Origin of the sequence: Burkholderia sp. MSMB2157WGS (assembly GCF_001532755.1) — a bacterium.
Lineage (GTDB): Bacteria > Pseudomonadota > Gammaproteobacteria > Burkholderiales > Burkholderiaceae > Burkholderia.
In genome coordinates, this window is sequence record NZ_LPJG01000027.1 from 180407 (window position 1) to 203660 (window position 23254).

Sequence of the window (23254 nt, forward strand, 5' to 3'; positions counted from 1 at the left end):
TTACTTCGACTTCGCGCTGATGATCGCTTCGGCAACGTTGCGCGGAGCTTCAGCGTAGTGCTTGAACTCCATCGTGTACGTTGCACGACCTTGCGTCAGCGAGCGCAGCGACGTCGAGTAACCGAACATTTCCGACAGCGGCACTTCGGCGCGCACGATCTTGCCGCCGCCAACCATGTCTTCCATGCCCTGGACGATACCGCGACGGCCCGACAGGTCGCCCATCACGTTGCCCATGTAGTCTTCCGGCGTCTCGACTTCGACAGCCATCATCGGCTCGAGCACGACCGGGTTCGCCTTGCGCATCGCTTCCTTGAACGCCATCGAACCGGCCATGCGGAACGCGTTTTCGTTCGAGTCGACGTCGTGGTACGAACCGAACGTCAGGTGAACCTTCACGTCGACGACCGGGAAGCCAGCCAGCACGCCCGACTTCAGCGTGTCCTGGATACCCTTGTCGACCGCCGGGATGTATTCACGCGGAATCACGCCACCCTTGATCTCGTCGAAGAACTCGTAGCCCTTGCCTTGTTCGTTCGGCTCGAGCGTGATGACCGCGTGACCGTACTGGCCGCGACCACCCGACTGCTTGACGAACTTGCCGTCGACGTCCTTCGCCGTCGAGCGGATCGTTTCGCGGTATGCAACCTGCGGCTTGCCGACGGTCGCTTCCACGCCGAACTCACGCTTCATCCGGTCGACCAGAATTTCGAGGTGGAGCTCGCCCATGCCCGAAATGATGGTCTGGCCCGACTCTTCGTCGGTCTGCACGCGGAACGACGGGTCTTCCTGAGCCAGACGGTTCAGTGCGAGGCCCATCTTTTCCTGGTCGGCCTTGGTCTTCGGCTCGACCGCCTGCGAAATCACCGGCTCCGGGAACACCATGCGTTCGAGAACGATCGGGTTCGCCGGGTCGCACAGCGTGTCGCCCGTGGTGGCTTCCTTCAGGCCGACCGCTGCAGCGATGTCGCCTGCGCGGACTTCCTTGATTTCTTCACGCTGGTTCGCGTGCATCTGCAGAATACGGCCGAGGCGTTCCTTCTTGCCCTTGGTCGAGTTCAGCAGCGTGTCGCCCGAGTTGACGACGCCCGAGTACACACGGAAGAAGATCAGCTGGCCGACGAACGGGTCGGTCATGATCTTGAACGCGAGCGACGAGAACTTCTCTTCGTCCGATGCCTTGCGCTCTGCTTCTTCGCCGTTTTCGAGCTCGCCCTTGACCGGCGGGATGTCGACCGGCGACGGCAGGAAGTCGATCACGGCGTCGAGCATACGCTGCACGCCCTTGTTCTTGAACGCGGTACCGCACAGCATCGGCTGGATTTCGCACGCGATCGTACGATCACGCAGCGCCTTGACGATGTCGGCTTCCGGCAGATCGCCTTCTTCCAGGTACTTGTTCATCAGGTCTTCGCTGGCTTCGGCAGCCGCTTCGACCATCTTTTCGCGCCATTCCTTGCAGGTCTCTGCGAGTTCGGCCGGGATGTCGACGTAGTCGAACTTCGTGCCTTGCGACGCTTCGTCCCAAATGATCGCCTTCATCTTGATCAGGTCGACCACGCCCTTGAAGTTTTCTTCCGAGCCGATCGGCACCACGACCGGAACCGGGTTCGCCTTCAGGCGCAGACGGAGCTGGTCGTAGACCTTGAAGAAGTTCGCGCCGGTACGGTCCATCTTGTTGACGAACGCGAGACGCGGCACCTTGTACTTGTTCGCCTGGCGCCACACGGTTTCCGACTGCGGCTGCACGCCGCCCACTGCGCAGTACACCATGCACGCGCCGTCGAGCACGCGCATCGAACGCTCCACTTCGATCGTGAAGTCGACGTGGCCCGGGGTGTCGATGATGTTGATGCGGTGTTCCGGATAGTTGCCGCCCATGCCCTTCCAGAAGGCCGTGGTAGCAGCGGACGTGATCGTGATGCCACGTTCCTGTTCCTGCTCCATCCAGTCCATCGTGGCTGCGCCGTCGTGGACTTCACCGATCTTGTGGTTCACACCGGTGTAAAACAGAATGCGCTCGGTCGTCGTCGTCTTGCCGGCGTCGATGTGAGCGCTAATACCGATATTGCGGTAGCGCTCGATAGGAGTCTTGCGAGCCACTTTGATCCTCTACTGGGATGACGTGATGCAGCCCTGCTGCATCACGCCTCAACACAAACGGGCGAGGCGCCTGAAAAGCGCACCCGCCCGGAATTTATTTCCGCAAACAGCCCAGCCAGGCGCTTAGAAACGGAAATGCGAGAACGCGCGGTTGGCTTCTGCCATGCGGTGAACTTCATCGCGCTTCTTCATCGCGCCGCCACGGCCTTCGGCCGCTTCGGTGAGTTCGCCTGCCAGGCGCAGAGCCATCGACTTCTCGCTGCGCTTCTTCGCAGCCTCACGCAGCCAGCGCATCGCCAATGCCATACGACGCGACGGGCGCACTTCGACCGGAACTTGATAGTTGGCACCACCAACGCGGCGGCTCTTCACTTCGACCACCGGCTTCACGTTGTTGAGCGCAACCGTGAACACTTCCAGCGGGTCCTTGCCACCCTTGGTCTGGATTTGTTCGAATGCGCCATAAACGATGCGCTCTGCGACCGACTTCTTGCCGGACAGCATCAGCATGTTCATGAACTTGGCAACATCAACGTTACCGAACTTCGGATCCGGCAACACTTCCCGCTTGGGGACTTCGCGACGACGCGGCATGATTCTTCCTTTACTTGTTCAGTTGGAGCTGCAACCAGCTCCGCGGCCACCAACAAACCCGATCACATCTTCACGACTAACCAGCTTGGCCGGGTGACCACTTACTCGACAGCACCGGCAATCCGGCACTCCCGCCTTGACCGCCCTGCGGCGATCCCTGATCAAAAACTGCTTACTTGGCAGCCTTTGCACGCTTCGCGCCGTACTTCGAGCGCGCTTGCTTACGGTCCTTGACGCCCTGGGTATCCAGCGAGCCGCGAACCATGTGGTAACGCACACCCGGCAAGTCCTTCACACGGCCGCCGCGGATCAGCACAACCGAGTGCTCCTGCAGGTTGTGGCCTTCACCGCCGATGTACGAAATCACTTCGAAGCCGTTCGTCAGACGAACCTTGGCGACCTTACGGAGTGCCGAGTTCGGCTTCTTCGGCGTCGTCGTGTACACACGGGTGCACACGCCGCGACGCTGGGGGCAGTCCTGCAGGGCCGGGCTCTTGCTCTTCGTCGTTTCCGACTGACGGCCTTTGCGAACCAGTTGGTTGATGGTTGGCATTGTTTATTCCTGAAATTGAACAAAATCTGCGCATCGATTTCGGGCAAAGCGAGAATCGGCGCACAGTTGACTTCCGAACTGGCGAGACGGACACGAACCTTCGAACGCGACTCGGCCCACCGAATACCGGAACCCAACATGATATTCCGGAAATACCAACGAAGTCAACGGCTTGCGTGATGTGCCGACCGACCGCGCGATTGACAGAAGGGGGCGGAACACCTGTGTCAGGCCGATTCGACGACGTCGATGATCTCGTCGCCGAAGCGTTCGAGCTTGCGCACGCCCATGCCGGGGATGTGGCGAAGATCCTCGATCGTCTCCGGCGCATTGCGCGCGATTTCGGCGAGCGTCGCGTCATGGAAGATCACGTAGGCCGGCACGCCGTCGGCCTTCGCGGTTTCCGCGCGCCATGCACGCAGCGCATCCCACCGTGCGCGCTCGCGAGCGCCCATGCCAGCCGTCGGATCGACGCGCGTGGCGCTTCGGCTCGACGACTGACGGGTGCGTTGCGGCTTCACATAGCGGCGCAGCGTGACCTTTTCCTCGTTCTTCAGCACGGGCTTCGCGGCCTCGGTGAGCATCAGCGCGCCGAAGCCGCCATGGTCGACGGCCAGGTAGCCGTATGCGACCAACTGCCGGAAAATCGCGCGCCACTCGGGCTCGGACAGCGCCGCGCCGATGCCGAACGTGCTGAGCTGATCGTGGCCGCGCTGCAACACCTTCTCGGTGCGCCCGCCGCGCAGGATCTCGATCAGATGGCTCGAGCCGAAGTTGAAGCCGCTCGCGCGCTGCGCGCGGAACACGCACGACAGCGCCATCTGCGCCTCGCGCGTCGCGTCCCACGACGCGGGCGGCTCGAGGCACGTGTCGCAGTTGCCGCACGGCTGGCTCGCCTCGCCGAAGTAGTTCAGCAGCCGCACGCGGCGACACGAGATCGTCTCGCACAAGCCGAGCAGCGCATCGAGCTTCGACGTCTGCACGCGCTTGTGCGCATCGTCCGCATCGGACTCGTCGATCATCTTGCGCTGCTGGACGACGTCGCCGAGACCATACGCCATCCACGCGTTCGCCGGCAGCCCGTCGCGGCCCGCGCGGCCGGTTTCCTGGTAGTAGCCTTCGACGCTCTTCGGCAAATCGAGATGCGCAACGAAACGCACGTCGGGCTTGTCGATGCCCATGCCGAACGCGATCGTCGCGCACATCACGATGCCTTCCTCGCGCTGGAACATTTCCTGGTGCTTCTGCCGCACCTCGAACTCCATGCCCGCGTGATACGGCAGCGCGCGCACGCCCTGCGCCTTCAGCCATTCGGCCGTTTCCTCGACCTTGCGGCGCGACAGGCAATAGACGACACCCGCGTCCGTCGTGCCGTCGGCATTCGTGTGCTCGGCGCGAATGAAATCGAGCAGCTGCGCGCGCGCGTTGTCCTTTTCGACGATCCGGTAGCGGATGTTCGGCCGGTCGAAGCTCGACACGAACACGCGTGCGTCGTCGAGCGCGAGACGATGGATGATCTCGTCGCGCGTGATCGCATCGGCCGTGGCGGTGAGCGCGATGCGCGGCACCGACGGGAAGCGCTCGTGCAGCACCGACAGCTGGATGTATTCCGGGCGGAAATCGTGCCCCCATTGCGACACGCAGTGCGCTTCGTCGATCGCGAACAGGCCGATCTTCGCGCGCTCGAGCAGCTCGAGGAAACGCCCCGTCATCAACCGCTCCGGCGCGACGTACAGCAGGTCGATTTCGCCCTCGCGCAGCGCGCGCTCGGTGGCCGCCGCCTCGGCGCCCGACAGCGTCGAATTCAGATAGGCCGCGCGCACGCCGACTTCGCTCAACGCGGCGACCTGGTCCTGCATCAGCGCGATCAGCGGCGACACGACGATGCCGGCGCCCTGCCCGGCCTCGCGGCGCAGCAGCGCGGGAATCTGGTAGCACAGCGACTTGCCGCCGCCGGTCGGCATCAGCACGAGACAATCGCCGCCGCCGGCGACGTGCTCGACGATCTCGCCCTGCTGGCCGCGAAAGGCGGAATAACCAAAGACTTCGTCGAGTATTTCGAGGGCGCGGGACATGAATGAAGAGGTGGAAGACTGCTGACGGCAACGATCCGGATTCTAGCAATCTTTGCGTCGCGCGAAGCCGATTCGCGCGGAGTTAGCCACTCGGACAATGTTCTCTCGACGGATTGCAACCGAGTCCCGGCGAAAAATCCGCGGCATCTGCCGACGTCCGTCGCTGGGCGGCTTCGGTGAAAACCGTGAGAAATTCCATATTTCTTTATGGGAGGGCCGTCGATACAATCGGTTTCGAGGTTGAGCCTGGCACCGGCGAATCGAGCCATAGATTCAACCTTATTCCATTAGGAGACCCGATGATGCGTGAACTTGTAGCGAATGAAGTGAAGCAAGTCAGCGGCGCGTTCTCGTGCGCACTGAATCCAGCACCGATCAATTGGGCAGCAGTTGGCGGCGCGGCTCTGGTCGGCGCTGTTCGCGGCCCGCTCGGCGCCTTTTTGGGCGGCGCCGGGAGTTATCTTGGCCAGAGCTGGAACTGTAGATTTTGATCGTTGACAGGCGATTTCCGCTGCAAACATGAGCGAGCATCTTTCGATGCTCGCTCATCGATATTTCGTACCGCATTGACACGCAACGGGGAGGCATGCGATTGAAAGACTCGCGCAGTGCGATCAAGAGGTTCCTGCTTTACGGTCCGTTCCCTGCTCCGCTCAGCACACGATATGGTGGCGGCTGGCGCGGCATCTTGCTGGGAGCGGTAATCCGGGCATTGCCCGACGGAGTTCTGGTGGCCGTGTTGTATCTCGTCGTGCCTCGGGTACGCTCTTTCGCGTACGTAACGCTCATCCTCGCGTTGGCGGTGATGCACAGCCTGTTTCTGGAGTGGCATTTGACTCGCCAGTTCGAGCGTCAGTCGAAGCCATCCCGGGAAGCGTAGCCGGGCATCCGATCGGGCATGCCACCGCGCCCCACGAAATCGGGATCGAGGCAACCGTCAGGTGTTCGTTGGCGGAAGACGTCGTTTCACGTCCGCGACCGCCTGCGGCACGACTCACGACCGCGCGCGTCCATGTCACGCGCACCCAAAAAACGCCCGGTGAACCGGGCGGTTTCGATGACAGCCTGACGACGCGGCTCGCGCCGCTCGCTTACTCGGCGGCCGGTTGTTGCGGCTCTTCCCCGATTCGGTCGGGATACGTGCGAGCACTTCACCGACTTGCACCTACTGACCGTTCTTCACTGTGATCAGTGCGCCAGATACGCGGCGCGCACGCCGATTTCGCTCAGCGTCGCGAAGCGCGGAATAACCCAAGACTTCGTCGAGAATTTCGAGGGCGCGAGACATGAACGATGGGAACGAGCGCGGCGGAGTGATGACCGAAGTTCTAACAACCCGCGCGCGCAGCGCACGGTAAATAACGCATCGTTGGCCGTTCGGATAGCGGGACGGCGCAGGTGACGTGCCAACCGTTACCCGGGGCACTCACGCCCGGATAGCCGATGCCTCGCCGACTCAAGGCCTGTCAAATTCCGGCCGCGCATCCAGATGCACCGGGACAAACCGTCGTGAGTCGCCGACGTAGGACAACGCGAGATTCGAAAAGTCGTATACGCGGCCGCGAAAAACGATCGCAACGTCGTCGCGCTGCACGCTCGCTTGTGCGGCTTCGCTATTTGCCGTCAAAAACGGCGCCTGGCGCTCCATCACCGCGCCTATCCCGCTGTGATCGACGGCCGGGATCGTCACCGGATGGCGGCTTTTCCCGGCAGTACCCATTCGGGTAACGATGTAACGGCATTAGCCGTTGCGGCGAATGTGTCGCGAGCGTGGACGGAAATCGACTCTAGCATCGCGTCCATCTCGAAACAACGAAACGCACATCGTACGCGTTAGCCATTCAGCAAAGAAAAACACCCTGCAGGCGAATCCGCCTCCAGGGTGTCGTGGCCGCCTCGCTTACCGTCCGGTTGAAATCGGACGGTAAGCGACAGCGATGCAACGCGGCTCGCGCCGCCCCCGCACTTACTCGGCTGCCGGGTGTTGCGGCTCTTCCGCCGGCGCGCTCGGCGTGCCGAAGTCGAATGCCTCTTCCGCTGCGATCTGGTCGAAACGCTCGCGATCCGACGATTCCTTCGCCTTGCGTGCCTTGTGGAACGCGAGACCCGTACCGGCCGGAATCAGACGGCCGACGATCACGTTTTCCTTCAGGCCGCGCAGATCGTCGCGCTTGCCCATGATCGCCGCTTCGGTCAGCACGCGGGTCGTTTCCTGGAACGATGCCGCGGAGATGAACGAGTCGGTCGACAGCGACGCCTTCGTGATACCGAGCAGCACGTTGTCGTACGAAGCCGGACGCTTGCCCTCGGCGATCATGCGATCGTTCTCGTCCAGCATGTCGGAACGCTCGACCTGTTCGCCCGGGATGAAGCGCGTATCGCCGTTGTCGGTGATCTGCACACGACGCAGCATCTGGCGAACGATCACCTCGATGTGCTTGTCGTTGATCTTCACGCCCTGCAGACGGTACACGTCCTGCACTTCGTCGACGATGTAGCGCGACAGCGCTTCGATACCCTGCAGGCGCAGGATGTCGTGCGGATCGGCCGGACCGTCCACGATCATTTCGCCCTTGTTGACGACCTGGGCATCGTGAACCAGAACCTGCTTTTCCTTCGCGATCAGGAACTCGTGCTGGTTGCCTTCGAGATCCGTGATGACGAGACGCTGCTTGCCCTTCGTGTCCTTACCGAACGACGTCGTACCGGTGACTTCCGCGAGAATGCCGGCATCCTTCGGCGAACGCGCTTCGAACAGTTCCGCCACCCGCGGCAGACCGCCGGTAATGTCACGCGTCTTCTGCGCTTCGGTCGGGATACGTGCGAGCACTTCACCGACCTGCACCTGCTGGCCGTCCTTCACGGTGATCAGTGCGCCGACCTGGAAGCCGATCTGCACCGCGTGCTCCGTGCCCGGAATCTTCACTTCTTCGCCGTTCGCGTCGAGCAGCTTCACCTGCGGACGCACGCTCTTCGAAGCCTGCGAACCGCGGCGCTTCACGTCGATCACGACCAGCGTCGACAGGCCGGTCACGTCGTCGATCTGCTTCGCGACGGTCACGCCTTCCTCGACGTTCTCGAACTTCACCGTACCACCGTACTCGGTGATGATCGGACGCGTCAGCGGATCCCACGTGGCGAGCTGCGTGCCGGCCTTGATGGTCGCGCCGTCGAGCTGCAGCAGCGTCGCGCCGTACGGCACTTTGTGACGCTCGCGCTCGCGACCGAAGTCGTCGGTGATCATCGCTTCGCCCGAACGGGAAATGACGATCTGCTCGCCCTTCGCGTTCGTGACGTAGCGCATCGTCGCCGTGAAGCGGACGATACCGTTGCTCTTCGCTTCGACCGACGAAGCCACTGCCGCACGCGATGCCGCACCACCGATGTGGAACGTACGCATCGTCAGCTGCGTGCCCGGTTCGCCGATCGACTGTGCCGCGATCACGCCGACTGCTTCGCCGACGTTCACCAGCGAGCCGCGGCCGAGGTCGCGGCCGTAGCAGGATGCGCACAGGCCGTAACGCGTTTCGCAGGTCAGCGGCGTGCGCACGCGCACTTCGTCGATGCCGAGGCGTTCGATTTCCTCGACTGCCGTTTCGTCGAGCAGCGTGCCCGATTCGTACAGCGTTTCCTGCGTTTCCGGATTCACGACGTCCGCAACCGCGACGCGGCCGAGAATACGGTCGCGCAGCGCTTCGACGACTTCACCGCCTTCGACGAGTGCCTTCATCGCCACGCCGTTCGACGTGCCGCAATCGTCTTCCACCACGACCAGATCCTGCGTGACGTCGACGAGACGACGCGTCAGGTAACCCGAGTTCGCGGTCTTCAGTGCCGTATCAGCCAGACCCTTACGTGCACCGTGGGTCGAGATGAAGTACTGCAGCACGTTCAGACCTTCGCGGAAGTTCGCGGTAATCGGCGTCTCGATAATCGAGCCGTCCGGCTTCGCCATCAGGCCGCGCATACCGGCCAGCTGACGAATCTGAACCGCCGAACCCCGGGCGCCCGAGTCGGCCATCATGTAGATCGAGTTGAACGACTCCTGGCGCGTCTCGTTGCCGTCGCGGTCCGTCACCGGCTCCGTCGACAGCTGCTCCATCATCGCCTTGCCGACCGCTTCCGACGTTGCCGACCAGATGTCGACCACGTTGTTGTAGCGTTCCTGCGCGGTGACGAGACCCGACATGTACTGGCGGTCGTACTCCTTCACCTTCTTCGCGGCGTCGCCGACGATCGTTTCCTTCTGCGGCGGCACGAGCATGTCGTCCACGCAGATCGAGATGCCGGCGCGCGTCGCGAGACGGAAACCCGACTGCATCAGCTGATCGGCGAACACGACCGTCGCACGCAGACCGCACTTGCGGAACGCCGTGTTGATCAGGCGCGAGATTTCCTTCTTCTTCAGCGGCTTGTTCAGCACCGAGAACGGCAGGCCGTGCGGCAGGATCTCCGACAGGATCGCGCGACCGACGGTCGTCGCGTACAGCGTGATCTTCGGCACGAACTCCGGCGCGCCTTCCGACGTGTCCTCGTTGCGGACCATTTCGGTGATCCGGACGTTGACGCGCGAGGCCAGCTCGACTTCCTTGTTCTCGTACGCGCGGATGACTTCCGACACGCCCGTGAACGACAGGCCTTCGCCCTTGCCGTTGATCGCTTCGCGGGTCGCGTAGTACAGACCCAGCACGATATCCTGCGACGGCACGATCGACGGATCGCCGTTGGCCGGGAACAGCACGTTGTTCGACGCGAGCATCAGCGTGCGCGCTTCCATCTGCGCTTCGAGCGACAGCGGCACGTGAACGGCCATCTGGTCACCGTCGAAGTCGGCGTTGAACGCCGCGCAGACGAGCGGGTGCAGCTGGATTGCCTTGCCTTCGATCAGCACCGGCTCGAACGCCTGGATACCGAGACGGTGCAGCGTCGGCGCACGGTTCAGCATCACCGGGTGCTCGCGGATCACCTCTTCGAGGATGTCCCACACCACCGGCGTCTGGTTCTCGACTTCCTTCTTCGCAGCCTTGATGGTCGTCGCGACGCCCATCACTTCCAGCTTGTTGAAGATGAACGGCTTGAACAGTTCGAGCGCCATCAGCTTCGGCAGACCGCACTGGTGCAACTTCAGCGTCGGGCCGACCACGATGACCGAACGGCCCGAGTAGTCGACGCGCTTGCCCAGCAGGTTCTGACGGAAACGGCCGCCCTTGCCCTTGATCATGTCGGCGAGCGACTTCAGCGGACGCTTGTTCGCGCCCGTCATCGCCTTGCCGCGACGACCGTTGTCGAGCAGCGAGTCGACGGCTTCCTGCAGCATCCGCTTTTCGTTGCGGACGATGATTTCAGGCGCCTTCAGCTCGAGCAGGCGCTTCAACCGGTTGTTACGGTTGATCACGCGGCGATACAGGTCGTTCAGGTCCGACGTCGCGAAACGGCCGCCGTCCAGCGGCACGAGCGGACGCAGTTCCGGCGGCAGCACCGGCAGCACTTCGAGGATCATCCACTCGGGCTTGATGCCCGAGCGCTGGAATGCCTCGAGGACCTTCAGGCGCTTCGCGTACTTCTTGATCTTCGCTTCCGAGCCGGTGTTCTTCAGCTCGGTGCGCAGCGTCTCGACCTGCTCGTCGATGTTGATCGCGCGCAGCAGTTCACGCACGCCTTCCGCGCCCATCTCGGCACGGAATTCGTCGCCGTATTCCTCGACCTTGTTGTAGTAATCCTCTTCGGTCATGATCTGCCGCGCCTTCAGCGGCGTCATGCCCGGTTCGATCACCACGTACGCTTCGAAGTACAGCACGCGCTCGATGTCGCGCAGCGTCATGTCGAGCACCATGCCCAGACGCGACGGCAGCGACTTCAGGAACCAGATGTGCGCGACCGGCGAGGCCAGCTCGATGTGGCCCATCCGTTCGCGACGCACCTTCGCCAGCGTCACTTCGACGCCGCACTTCTCGCAGATCACGCCGCGGTGCTTCAGGCGCTTGTACTTGCCGCACAGGCACTCGTAGTCCTTGATCGGCCCGAAGATCTTCGCGCAGAACAGACCATCGCGTTCCGGCTTGAACGTACGGTAGTTGATGGTCTCCGGCTTCTTCACTTCGCCGAACGACCACGAACGGATCTTGTCGGGCGAGGCCAGACCGATCTTGATCGCGTCGAAAACTTCTTCCTGTTGGACTTGCTTGAATAGATCGAGCAGAGCTTTCATTGCTTTCTCTCCGTAGTCCGATTAATTGCGGTCGAGATCGATATCGATACCGAGCGAGCGGATTTCCTTCACGAGCACGTTGAAGGATTCCGGCATGCCTGCATCGATCACGTGATCGCCCTTGACGAGGTTTTCGTACACCTTCGTCCGGCCGGTCACGTCGTCCGACTTCACCGTCAGCATTTCCTGCAGCACGTAGGACGCGCCGTACGCTTCGAGTGCCCACACTTCCATTTCACCGAAACGCTGGCCGCCGAACTGCGCCTTACCACCCAGCGGCTGCTGCGTGACGAGCGAGTACGGGCCGGTCGAACGCGCGTGCATCTTGTCGTCGACCAGGTGGTGCAGCTTCAGGTAGTGCATGTAGCCGAGCGTCACGCGACGTTCGAACATTTCACCCGTGCGGCCGTCGTACAGGCGGACCTGGTTCTTCGACGGGTTCATGCCGAGCTGTTCGGCGATGTCGTCCGGGAACGCGAGGTCGAGCATCTTGCCCATTTCTTCCTCGGTCGCACCGTCGAACACCGGCGTCGCGAACGGCACGCCTTCGCGCAGGTTCTTCGCGAGTTCGAGGATCTCGTCGTCGGTGAAGCTTTCCAGATCTTCCTGGCGGCCCGACTCGTTGTAGATCTTCGTCAGGAACGCGCGCAGTTCCTCGATCTTCGCCTGACGCTGCAGCATTTCGCCGATACGCCAGCCGAGGCCCTTCGCGGCCCAGCCGAGGTGCACTTCCAGAACCTGACCCACGTTCATCCGCGACGGCACGCCGAGCGGGTTCAGCACGACGTCTGCCGGACGGCCGTCGGCCATGTACGGCATGTCTTCGATCGGGACGATCTTCGACACGACACCCTTGTTACCGTGGCGGCCTGCCATCTTGTCGCCAGGCTGCAGACGGCGCTTCACCGCCAGGTACACCTTGACCATCTTCAGCACGCCCGGCGGCAGTTCGTCGCCTTGCGTGAGCTTCTTGCGCTTCTCTTCGAACGCGAGGTCGAACTGGTGACGCTTTTCCTCGATCGAGTTCTTGATCGCTTCGAGCTGCGCCGCTGCTTCGTCGTCCGCCAGGCGGATGTCGAACCAGTGGTAATGGTCGAGGTCTTCCAGGTAAGCCTGGTCGATCTTCGTGCCCTTCGCGAGCTTCTTCGGACCGCCGTTCGCGACCTTGCCCACGAGCATGCGGGCGAGACGCTGGAACGCGTCGCCTTCCACGATGCGCAGCTGGTCGTTCAGGTCGAGGCGGTAACGCTTCAGTTCATCGTCGATGATCTGTTGCGCACGCTTGTCGCGCTGGATGCCTTCGCGCGTGAACACCTGGACGTCGATCACGGTGCCGCTCATGCCCGACGGCACGCGCAGCGACGTGTCCTTCACGTCCGACGCCTTCTCGCCGAAGATCGCGCGCAGCAGCTTCTCTTCCGGCGTCAGCTGGGTCTCGCCCTTCGGCGTGACCTTGCCGACCAGCACGTCGCCCGCTTCGACTTCCGCACCGATGTACACGATGCCCGATTCGTCGAGACGGCCGAGCTGGACTTCCGCCAGGTTCGAGATGTCGCGCGTGATTTCTTCCGGCCCGAGCTTCGTGTCGCGTGCGACGACGTTCAGCTCTTCGATGTGGATCGACGTGTAGCGATCGTCGGCCACGACCTTCTCCGAGATCAGGATCGAGTCCTCGAAGTTGTAGCCGTTCCACGGCATGAACGCGATCAGCATGTTCTGGCCGAGCGCGAGTTCGCCCAGGTCCGTCGAGGCGCCGTCGGCCAGCACGTCGCCGCGCGAGACCTTGTCGCCCATCTTCACGATCGGACGCTGGTTGATGTTCGTGTTCTGGTTCGAACGCGTGTACTTGATCAGGTTGTAGATGTCGACACCGACTTCACCCGCGACCGCTTCGTCGTCGTTCACGCGAATCACGATACGGCCTGCGTCGACGTAATCGACCACACCGCCGCGGAACGCCTGGACCGTCGTACCCGAGTCGACCGCGCAGGTGCGCTCGATGCCCGTCCCGACGACCGGCTTTTCCGGACGCAGACACGGCACGGCCTGACGCTGCATGTTCGAACCCATCAGTGCACGGTTCGCGTCGTCGTGCTCGAGGAACGGGATCAGCGACGCTGCGACCGACACGATCTGCGACGGCGCGACGTCCATGTACTGGATACGGTCCGGCGTGACCATCATCGTTTCGCCGGCTTCACGCGACGACACGAGTTCGTCGATCAGTCGGCCGTCTTCGTCGATCGCGGCGTTCGCCTGAGCGATCATGTAGCGGCCTTCCTCGATCGCCGACAAGTAGTCGATCTGGTCGGTCACCTTGCCGTCCACGACCTTGCGGTACGGCGTCTCGAGGAAGCCGTACTCGTTCAGGTGCGCGTACAGCGCGAGCGAGTTGATCAGACCGATGTTCGGACCTTCCGGCGTTTCGATCGGGCACACGCGACCGTAGTGGGTCGGGTGCACGTCGCGCACTTCGAAGCCTGCGCGCTCGCGCGTCAGACCGCCCGGGCCCAGTGCGGAAACACGGCGCTTGTGCGTGATTTCCGACAGCGGGTTGGTCTGGTCCATGAACTGCGACAGCTGCGACGAACCGAAGAACTCGCGGATCGCCGACGAAATCGGCTTCGAGTTGATCAGGTCGTGCGGCATCAGGTTTTCGCTTTCGGCCTGGCCGAGGCGTTCCTTGACCGCGCGCTCGACACGCACGAGGCCCGCGCGGAACTGGTTTTCCGCCAGTTCGCCGACGCAACGCACGCGACGGTTGCCGAGGTGGTCGATATCGTCCACTTCGCCCTTGCCGTTGCGCAGCTCGACGAGGATCTTGATCGTCGCGAGGATGTCGTCGTCCTGCAGCGTCATCGGGCCGACGATCTCGTCACGGCCGACGCGGCGGTTGAACTTCATGCGGCCGACCTTCGACAGGTCGTACGCTTCTTCGCTGTAGAACAGACGGTTGAACAGGGCCTCGACCGCTTCTTCGGTCGGCGGCTCGCCCGGGCGCATCATGCGGTAGATCGCGATGCGCGCGGCCGTCTTGTCGGTCGTTTCGTCGACACGCAGCGTCGACGAGATGTACGGACCTTGATCCAGATCGTTCGTGTAGAGCGTCTGAATGTCCTTGATACCCGCTTCGCGCAGCTTCTCGAGCACGCTTTCCGTGACTTCGTCGTTCGCGCTCGCGATCACTTCGCCGGTGTCGCCGTCGACGACGTTCTTCGCCAGCACGCGGCCGAGCAGATAGTCTTCCGGCACCGAGATGAACTTGGTCTTCGCGGCTTCGAGGTCGCGAATGTGTTTCGCGTTGATCCGCTTGTCCTTCTGGACGATGACCTTGCCGTCGCGATCCGTGATGTCGAAACGCGCGACTTCGCCACGCAGGCGCTCGGGCACGAACTCGAGTTGCGCGCCTTCGTCCATCAGCGTGAAGTTGTCGAACACGAAGAAGTTCGCGAGGATCTGTTCCGGCGTGAGACCGATGGCCTTCAGCAGGATCGTGACCGGCATCTTGCGGCGACGGTCGACGCGGAAGTACAGGATGTCCTTCGGATCGAATTCGAAGTCGAGCCACGAGCCGCGGTACGGAATGATCCGTGCCGAGAACAGCAGCTTGCCCGAGCTGTGCGTCTTGCCCTTGTCGTGTTCGAAGAACACGCCCGGCGAACGATGCAGCTGCGAGACGATGACACGCTCGGTGCCGTTGATGACGAACGAGCCCGTCGGCGTCATGAGCGGAATTTCGCCCATGTACACTTCCTGCTCCTTCACTTCCTTGACGACCGGCTTGTTCGGCGATTCCTTGTCGAGGATGACGAGGCGGACCTTCGCGCGCAGCGCGGAGCAGTACGTCAGGCCACGCTGCTGGCATTCCTTGATGTTGAATGCCGGCGAGGACAGCGCATAGCTCACGAACTCGAGGCGCGCGAAACCGTTGTGCGAAACAATGGGAAATACCGATGTGAACGCGGCCTGCAAACCTTCAGGCTTGCGTTGCGTCGCCGGCACATCGGCTTGCAGAAACGTGCTGAATGATTCAAGCTGAGTAGCCAGCAAGAACGGAACTTGGTGAACGATGGGGCGCTTCGCGAAACTCTTGCGAATGCGCTTCTTCTCGGTGAAGGAATATTGCATACGATCTCCGAATCACGGCGGGTGCTATCGAGGCGGAATACCTGGACGTTTCAAACCCGAGTGTTCACCGACTGAGACCCGATGGCCGTTCGACGGCTTGAACGAGCCGAGAAGCTTGGTGGTTGGCCGCTACCAACCGCTGGCTGACGGCAGCGGATGCCTGTGTTGCCCGCTACCCGACCAAACTTGCCTTCTGCAGTCGCTTCAGAAGACAAAGAGAACCGCCAATCGTGCGTGATGCATCACAACGATCAGGCGGTTTTCTTTGGCTTCTGGGGCCGACTATTCGGGCTCCCGAATGAGTGCCAGAATAACGTCCCCACAAAGCACAAAAAGGCCGGCGGTGAAAATACCGCCAGCCTTCGCACAGCGCGCCGAAACTTACTTGACTTCGACCTTCGCGCCAGCTTCTTCCAGCTTCTTCTTGGCTTCTTCAGCAGCAGCCTTGTCGACGCCTTCCTTGATGGGCTTCGGTGCACCGTCAACCAGGTCCTTCGCTTCCTTCAGGCCCAGGCCCGTCAGTTCGCGAACGGCCTTGATGACCGAAACCTTGTTGGCGCCGGCTTCAGCCAGGACGACCGTGAATTCGGTCTTCTCTTCTGCTGCAGCAGCTGCGCCGCCGCCTGCCGGGCCAGCGACTGCCACTGCAGCTGCCGACACGCCAAACTTCTCTTCGAACGCCTTGACCAGTTCGTTCAGTTCCAGAACGGTCATCCCTTCGACTGCTGCCAGGATGTCTTCTTTTGCGATTGCCATTTGAAATACTCCTAAATTGAATTCGGATACAGCCAGCGATCAGTGACGCTGATGCACGCTCGATTACGCAGCTTCCGCTTGCTTCTTCTCGGCCAGCGCGGCCAGAGCACGCGCGAAGCCCGAAACAGGCGCTTGCATAACGAACAGCAGCTTCGAGAGCAGTTCTTCACGGCTCGGGATGCTTGCCAGCGCTTGCACGCCAGCCTTGTCCATCACCTTGCCATCGAACGAACCAGCCTTGATGACCAACTTGTCATTGCTCTTGCTGAAGTCGTTGACGACCTTAGCAGCGGCAATTGCATCTTCCGAGATGCCGTAGATCAGCGGACCAGTCATCTGCTCTGCCAGCGGAGCAAACGGGGTACCTTCAACGGCGCGACGCGCCAGCGTGTTCTTCAACACGCGCAGGTACACCTGTTTCTCACGCGCTTGCGCGCGCAGCTTGGTCAGATCGCCAACCGCAATTCCACGATACTCAGCCAGCACAACGGTCTGGGCCTTCGCGACTTGCGCGGAAACCTCAGCGACGACGGCTTGCTTGTCTTCTCTATTAAGCGGCACGGTTAGCCTCCAGAAACGATACGTTGGGTGCGACCGGCATGGTCGAAACCTCACGTACCTCGTTCAACAACGGCGTCCGACCTCGTTAGGAGTATTTCCACCTCACGCCGCGAATCGCTTCGCGGCCTGCGGCTTCACCACTGCAAAACTTTTTCGGGTTCGCCATCTGCGTTGGCTTGAATTAAGGGATCACCTGACTGCTGCGCCCCACCAACGGTCTTTGATAACCGGTTGTCCGCCTTGCTGCACGAACAACCGCCCAAAGCCCATGTGGGCCGCTTCGCGAACGAAGCGGCCCGAATACTTGCTTACTGTGCTGCCAGCGTAGCCTGGTCGACACGCACGCCGACGCCCATCGTGCTCGACAGTGCGATCTTGCGCAGGTACACGCCCTTGCTCGTTGCCGGCTTTGCCTTCTGCAGCGCGTCGATCAGCGCCGACAGGTTCGAACGCAGCGCGGTCGGCTCGAACGATGCACGGCCGATGGTCGCGTGGATGATACCGGCCTTGTCGACACGGAATTGCACCTGACCAGCCTTCGCGTTCTTGACGGCGGTTGCGACGTCCGGCGTGACCGTACCGACCTTCGGGTTCGGCATCAGGCCGCGCGGGCCGAGGATCTGGCCGAGCGTACCGACGATACGCATCGTGTCCGGCGAAGCGATCACGATGTCGAAGTCCATCTGGCCAGCCTTGATCTGCTCTGCCAGGTCTTCCATACCGACGATTTCCGCGCCTGCTGCACGAGCCTGCTCGGCCTTCTCGCCTTGCGCGAACACGGCAACGCGAACCGACTTGCCCGTACCTGCCGGCAGAACGACCGAACCACGCACGACTTGGTCCGACTTCTTCGCATCGATGCCGAGCTGGACTGCGACGTCGATCGACTCGTCGAACTTCGCGCTCGCGCATTCCTTCACGAGGCTCAGTGCGTCTTCGATCGCGTACAGCTTCTGACGGTCGACCTTGGCGGCAAATGCCTGACGGCGCTTGGAGATCTTAGCCATTTACACGCCCTCCACAGTGATACCCATCGAGCGTGCGCTACCAGCGATGGTGCGAACGGCTGCGTCCAGATCAGCTGCCGTAAGGTCCGGCATCTTGGTCTTCGCGATTTCTTCGGCTTGAGCGCGCGTGATCGAACCGACCTTGTCGGTGTGCGGCTTGCTCGAACCCTTGTCCACCTTCGCCGCCTTCTTGATCAGGACGGTCGCCGGCGGCGTCTTCATCACGAACGTGAAGCTCTTGTCAGCGAATGCCGTGATGACCACCGGCACCGGCAGACCCGGCTCCATACCTTGAGTCTGCGCGTTGAACGCCTTGCAGAACTCCATGATGTTCAGGCCGCGCTGGCCCAGTGCCGGACCGACCGGCGGCGACGGGTTGGCTTTACCTGCAGGGATCTGCAGCTTGATAAAGCCGATAATCTTCTTTGCCATTTGAAACCTCATTGGAACGCCGGAGAAGGCGTTCGGTGAGTGATAACGCGCTTTCGCCGCTGGCTACTGACGCTCCTCAACGGCCATGACGCGGGCCGTAAGCGCGAAGGTGGGCAGCCTGGGCTGCCCACCGAATCGGGATCAAACTTTTTCGACCTGACCGAACTCGAGTTCGACGGGGGTGGAGCGGCCAAAAATGGTGACCGACACACGCACGCGCGATTTCTCGTAGTTGACTTCTTCGACGGTGCCGTTGAAGTCCGTGAACGGGCCTTCCTTGACGCGCACCATCTCGCCGACTTCGAACAGGGTCTTCGGGCGCGGTTTTTCGACCCCTTCCTGCATCTGCGACATGATCTTCTCGACTTCCTTCGGGGAAATCGGGGTCGGGCGGTTACGTGCCCCACCGACGAAACCGGTGACCTTCGCGGTGTTCTTCACGAGGTGCCACGTTTCGTCCGTCATTTCCATTTCCACCAGCACGTAGCCGGGGAAGAAACGACGCTCGGTCACAGCCTTGTGACCGCCTTTGACTTCAACCACTTCTTCGGTCGGGACCAGAATCTGACCGAATTTGTCCTGCATGCCGGCACGCTCGATGCGCTCTTGAAGCGCACGTTGCACGCTCTTCTCCATACCGGAGTAGGCGTGCACGACGTACCAACGTTTTCCGCTCGGGGATGCCGGAGTATCGCTCATATCATTTCCAACCCAGAATCGCCGAGAAAATCACCCATTCGATCGATTTGTCGCTCAACCAGAGGAAAATCGCCATCACGAGCACGAAACCGAACACGACGAGTGTGGTTTGCGTTGCTTCCTTGCGGGTGGGCCACACGACCTTCCGGACTTCCTTGTACGAATCCTTGGCAAACGCGATGAGACCCTTGCCAGGAGCGGACATGAGCCCGACGGCCACGCCGGCGATGATACCTACCGCCAACGCGGCACCGCGGACATACCACTGCTGATTGGCCAGCCAGAAGAAGCCCGCGAATCCGGCCAAGACCAGCAATACGCCCAGGGCCAGCATCAGCTTATCGCCGGAGGTATTTACAGTTTCGACGGATGGATTCGCCATAACACCTTAAAACAAATGCCACGTAGGACACGTGGCGATTTTTGGCAGGGGCAGAGGGAATCGAACCCCCAACCTTCGGTTTTGGAGACCGACGCTCTGCCAGTTGAGCTATACCCCTAAACCATGCTGGGGCTGGCTGCTGCCAGCCCCAAAACTGTCGATCAACGAATAACTGGCTTACTCGATGATCTTGGCGACGACGCCGGCGCCGACCGTACGGCCGCCTTCGCGGATTGCGAAGCGCAGACCTTCTTCCATCGCGATCGGAGCGATCAGCTTCACCGTGATCGACACGTTGTCGCCCGGCATCACCATTTCCTTGTCCTTCGGCAGCTCGATCGAGCCCGTCACGTCCGTCGTACGGAAGTAGAACTGCGGACGGTAGTTGTTGAAGAACGGCGTGTGACGGCCGCCTTCGTCCTTGCTCAGCACGTACACTTCAGCCGTGAAGTGCGTGTGCGGCGTGATCGAACCCGGCTTCGCCAGAACCTGGCCGCGCTCCACGTCTTCACGCTTCGTGCCGCGCAGCAGGATACCCACGTTGTCGCCTGCCTGACCTTGGTCCAGCAGCTTGCGGAACATTTCAACGCCCGTGCAGGTCGTCTTCACCGTCGGCTTGATACCGACGATTTCGATTTCCTCGCCGACCTTGATGATGCCGCGCTCGACACGACCCGTCACCACCGTACCGCGGCCCGAGATCGAGAACACGTCTTCCACCGGCATCAGGAACGCACCGTCAACCGCACGCTCCGGCGTCGGGATGTACGTGTCCAGTGCGTCTGCCAGGTTCATGATCGCCACTTCGCCCAGCTCGCCCGTGTCGCCTTCCAGCGCCAGCTTTGCCGAACCCTTCACGATCGGCGTGTCGTCGCCCGGGAAGTCGTACTTCGACAGCAGTTCGCGAACTTCCATCTCGACCAGCTCGAGCAGTTCCGCGTCGTCCACCATGTCGCACTTGTTCAGGAACACGATGATGTACGGAACGCCAACCTGACGTGCCAGCAGGATGTGCTCGCGCGTTTGCGGCATCGGGCCGTCTGCTGCCGAGCAAACCAGGATCGCGCCGTCCATCTGCGCTGCGCCCGTGATCATGTTCTTCACATAGTCAGCGTGGCCCGGGCAGTCGACGTGGGCGTAGTGGCGGTTAGCCGTTTCGTACTCGACGTGCGCCGTGTTGATCGTGATGCCGCGCGCCTTTTCTTCCGGTGCCGCGTCGATCTGGTCGTACGCCTTCGCTTCGCCGCCGAACTTCTTCGTCAGAACCGTCGTGATCGCTGCCGTCAGCGTCGTCTTGCCGTGGTCAACGTGACCAATCGTACCAACGTTCACGTGCGGCTTGGTCCGCTCAAACTTTTCCTTGGCCATTTTCAACTCCCAAAAGGAATTTCACAGGTTGCGCCGCGCGCAAACAAGACACTGACTTTTTACTGCTGGTGCCCATGGGCAGGATCGAACTGCCGACCTCTCCCTTACCAAGGGAGTGCTCTACCACTGAGCCACATGGGCGCTACGCTTCAACTTAGCGGTCTGGAGCGGGTGAAGGGAATCGAACCCTCGTCGTAAGCTTGGAAGGCTTCTGCTCTACCATTGAGCTACACCCGCACGGGCCACTAACGATTCCTTACCGCTCACTGCGCTGATATCTTGGTGGAGGAGGTTGGATTCGAACCAACGTAGGCGTAAGCCAACAGATTTACAGTCTGCCCCCTTTAGCCACTCGGGCACCCCTCCGTAGAGAACTGACGATTATGGGGGTGCATCGCACTCCTGTCAAGCACATCCGGAAGATTATTTTCATTCTCTTCCCGACTTCCGCCTCCCACCGATCCCCGCCCTCGCCCGGCTAAGGCAAGCGCGAGATGTTGCCGACCGGTGCCACATCTTCGTCAGACTCCGTCTTCAACGCCGATCTGCATCTGCGCTAAAAACGAAAGACCGCCATCATACGGCCTCTTTCGCGCAATGCCAAGCGGTAGGCACAAAATTTCGGCAAATTTCGTGCCGGGCCGACCTGGCGGGCTGGCGCCGGTGGTTCGAGAAAGGTTCGATGGCGATTCCTGCACGAATCGCCCGCCCGCCTCCGCATATGCCCGCTTGCTCCGGAACGGCATTCCTTTGGGGTCGCAACGGGACATTCCACCGCTTCGGCAAACTCGTGGCGCCGCTCGATGCCGATCAGGTGATCAGACAGCAGCGTGGCTCACCGCTTCGCCCGGAACACTGGAAGCGCGCCCGGTGCTTGAAGTGACTCAACGGTCGCGACCGAAGCCCGAGGGGCTTTGGGGGTTTGGATGGGTGTCGACTAGTGCGCGGCACAACTGATGGATCAGCGTGGGATGGTCCAACGACGTCTCGCGGGATGTATCCGGCGGTTCTGCATGCCTCGATGTGATGATGGCCGCCACCTGGTGACGACGAGCTCCCTGTTCCGGCCGCTCCATCCCTTGGCGCCGCATCGAATGTTCCGCTGGTCGGCGCCGCCGCGTATCGTCGTGCAAGTCGCCCAGCGTCGTCGTCGGAGCGCCTTACCGCAGCGACTCGTCAGCGTACACGCAACCCCGCAACCGCTCGTACAGTGCCCGACTCGTCCAGCTGGGCGCAAATGCCGGCGCTGGGTTCGGCGCCAGTACCCTCGGCCATGCCTCCCACTCCCGAAGACGTCGGAGCCGATATGTGGCGCCGGAGCATCGACATCCGACGAGCACTACCCGACAATGCTCGAGCTGACCCGGAATCACGGCCGAAACACAGCACACAATCCCCGCTGCGGGAGGCCCTCCGTTCGGCGATCCGAATACGACACATACAAGCCTCGCTCCAGGCGTCGACGCAAACAGCACGCCCTTCACACCGATGGGAAAAGCGCGAGGCCACGCAGGCGATGCTGCCACGCTCATCAAGAAAATTTACGCATGGCAGGACGGTCCGCAGCTGACCATCGAGAAGAACCGCGCCGACCTTTGATCTTCTTTGGCCCGCGATACGCACACGGCGCGGCCGATCGTCGACTGGGGGCACCTCCTGCCCCAATGATTCAGGCGTGGGTCACGCGCCGATACGTCTATTTAGAGGTGAAATGCGGCGAATAGACTAAAAGTGGCGCTTGATAGCGACATCGTTCGTCTCTTGACGCAGTTCAGTCGCGTGGTTTCATGGGGAACGAACGTTTACCAGCGGCGACGAGAGGGGCTGGGAGCGCCGACATTCTGCCCGTTCTTGCCAACTACGCGCGGGGGGACAGAGCGAGCGCGAGACATATCCCGCTGCCAGACGATAGCCATAGCGTACCGAGGTAGAAGATGGGCCAAATACACCGACGATCGACGCGCACCGATCGATTATCGGACGAGGAGAACTCGCAACATCTCGTTGGCGTCGGTTCCGCGCAAGGGCCGGGCGGAGATTGCCACGGAGAAGTGCCAAGGCGATTTCTCGTTGCGCATCTGATGACCACCCACGCAAACGAGAAGTAAGAGGACCGTGTGTGCAGCAACACCCATTGCTGGCGTGCAGGCACCCCGAGAGGCGAGGTGCATTTGCGCCAATTTCGTGGAGGTGATTCCGATTTGAGCCGACACCTTCGGTCGACATCCAGCTCCTGCCACAACGGCGCTTCTCCGCATGTTTTTTTGGGCGCCGAAATGCAAAAACCCCCGCCTTTTTGGGCGGGGGTTCTTGGCTTAGGGAGCCTGACGATTACCTACTTTCACACGGGAATCCGCACTATCATCGGCGTAGAGTCGTTTCACGGTC

General features: G+C 61.6%; 15 protein-coding genes and 4 tRNA genes. 1 reads left to right on the plus strand and 18 read right to left on the minus strand.

The features are described 5' to 3' along the window. The 4 genes from fusA to recQ all read right to left on the minus strand — a co-directional run bounded on the left by fusA (position 1) and on the right by recQ (position 5325). Positions 1-2103, minus strand: coding sequence for an elongation factor G (fusA, locus tag WT53_RS17715; protein WP_034209731.1), 2103 nt, complete (start codon positions 2101-2103; stop codon positions 1-3). Positions 2104-2226: 123 nt separating this feature from the next. Beyond that, positions 2227-2697, minus strand: a complete 471-nt coding sequence (rpsG, locus tag WT53_RS17720) for a 30S ribosomal protein S7 (RefSeq protein WP_034209730.1) — start codon at positions 2695-2697, stop codon at positions 2227-2229. A 172-nt stretch (positions 2698-2869) separates the two neighbouring features. After that, positions 2870-3250 (minus strand): 30S ribosomal protein S12, encoded by a 381-nt coding sequence (rpsL, locus tag WT53_RS17725; RefSeq protein ID WP_006400662.1) that lies wholly within the window; start codon positions 3248-3250, stop codon positions 2870-2872. 227 nt (positions 3251-3477) lie between these two features. After that, positions 3478-5325 (minus strand): DNA helicase RecQ, encoded by a 1848-nt coding sequence (gene recQ / locus WT53_RS17730; protein ID WP_059780718.1) that lies wholly within the window; start codon positions 5323-5325, stop codon positions 3478-3480. A gap of 299 nt (positions 5326-5624) precedes the next feature. On the opposite strand from recQ, the gene WT53_RS32550 reads away from it, so the two are divergent. Further along, positions 5625-5816, plus strand: coding sequence for a hypothetical protein (locus WT53_RS32550; RefSeq protein WP_230624983.1), 192 nt, complete (start codon positions 5625-5627; stop codon positions 5814-5816). A gap of 965 nt (positions 5817-6781) precedes the next feature. Here the strand turns inward: WT53_RS32550 and WT53_RS17740 are convergent. The 14 genes from WT53_RS17740 to WT53_RS17805 form a co-directional block, all read right to left on the minus strand. Next, positions 6782-7045 (minus strand): hypothetical protein, encoded by a 264-nt coding sequence (locus WT53_RS17740; protein ID WP_060260888.1) that lies wholly within the window; start codon positions 7043-7045, stop codon positions 6782-6784. A 246-nt stretch (positions 7046-7291) separates the two neighbouring features. Continuing rightward, a complete protein-coding gene (rpoC, locus tag WT53_RS17745) occupies positions 7292-11533 on the minus strand; it encodes a DNA-directed RNA polymerase subunit beta' (protein WP_034209727.1) in 4242 nt (1413 codons plus the stop codon). Positions 11534-11554: 21 nt separating this feature from the next. Continuing rightward, positions 11555-15661 carry a DNA-directed RNA polymerase subunit beta gene (gene rpoB / locus WT53_RS17750; RefSeq protein ID WP_034209726.1) on the minus strand — a complete coding sequence of 1369 codons (4107 nt, stop codon included), beginning with the start codon at positions 15659-15661 and terminating at the stop codon, positions 11555-11557. Positions 15662-16042: 381 nt separating this feature from the next. Next, positions 16043-16417: a 50S ribosomal protein L7/L12 gene (gene rplL, locus WT53_RS17755; RefSeq protein WP_006482911.1), complete on the minus strand. Its 375-nt coding sequence runs from the start codon at positions 16415-16417 to the stop codon at positions 16043-16045. Positions 16418-16480: 63 nt separating this feature from the next. Further along, the gene (rplJ, locus tag WT53_RS17760) at positions 16481-16978 is read right to left on the minus strand and encodes a 50S ribosomal protein L10 (protein WP_034209725.1); all 498 of its coding nucleotides are present in this window, start codon (positions 16976-16978) and stop codon (positions 16481-16483) included. A 308-nt stretch (positions 16979-17286) separates the two neighbouring features. After that, on the minus strand, positions 17287-17985 hold the full coding sequence (rplA, locus tag WT53_RS17765; protein WP_034209724.1) for a 50S ribosomal protein L1: 699 nt from the start codon (positions 17983-17985) through the stop codon (positions 17287-17289). Further along, positions 17986-18417, minus strand: a complete 432-nt coding sequence (gene rplK, locus WT53_RS17770) for a 50S ribosomal protein L11 (RefSeq protein ID WP_006477201.1) — start codon at positions 18415-18417, stop codon at positions 17986-17988. It lies immediately after the preceding gene. Positions 18418-18558: 141 nt separating this feature from the next. Beyond that, the gene (gene nusG / locus WT53_RS17775) at positions 18559-19116 is read right to left on the minus strand and encodes a transcription termination/antitermination protein NusG (RefSeq protein WP_006400672.1); all 558 of its coding nucleotides are present in this window, start codon (positions 19114-19116) and stop codon (positions 18559-18561) included. Position 19117: 1 nt separating this feature from the next. Then, on the minus strand, positions 19118-19498 hold the full coding sequence (gene secE, locus WT53_RS17780) for a preprotein translocase subunit SecE (protein WP_060260891.1): 381 nt from the start codon (positions 19496-19498) through the stop codon (positions 19118-19120). Positions 19499-19540: 42 nt separating this feature from the next. Continuing rightward, positions 19541-19616, minus strand: a tRNA-Trp gene (locus WT53_RS17785). 59 nt (positions 19617-19675) lie between these two features. Continuing rightward, a complete protein-coding gene (tuf, locus tag WT53_RS17790; protein ID WP_034209732.1) occupies positions 19676-20866 on the minus strand; it encodes an elongation factor Tu in 1191 nt (396 codons plus the stop codon). A gap of 66 nt (positions 20867-20932) precedes the next feature. Next, a tRNA-Thr gene (locus tag WT53_RS17795) sits at positions 20933-21007 on the minus strand. Between the two features lie 22 nt (positions 21008-21029). Beyond that, a tRNA-Gly gene (locus WT53_RS17800) sits at positions 21030-21103 on the minus strand. Positions 21104-21146: 43 nt separating this feature from the next. Continuing rightward, positions 21147-21232: transfer RNA gene (locus tag WT53_RS17805), tRNA-Tyr, on the minus strand. Positions 21233-23254 lie beyond the last annotated feature (2022 nt).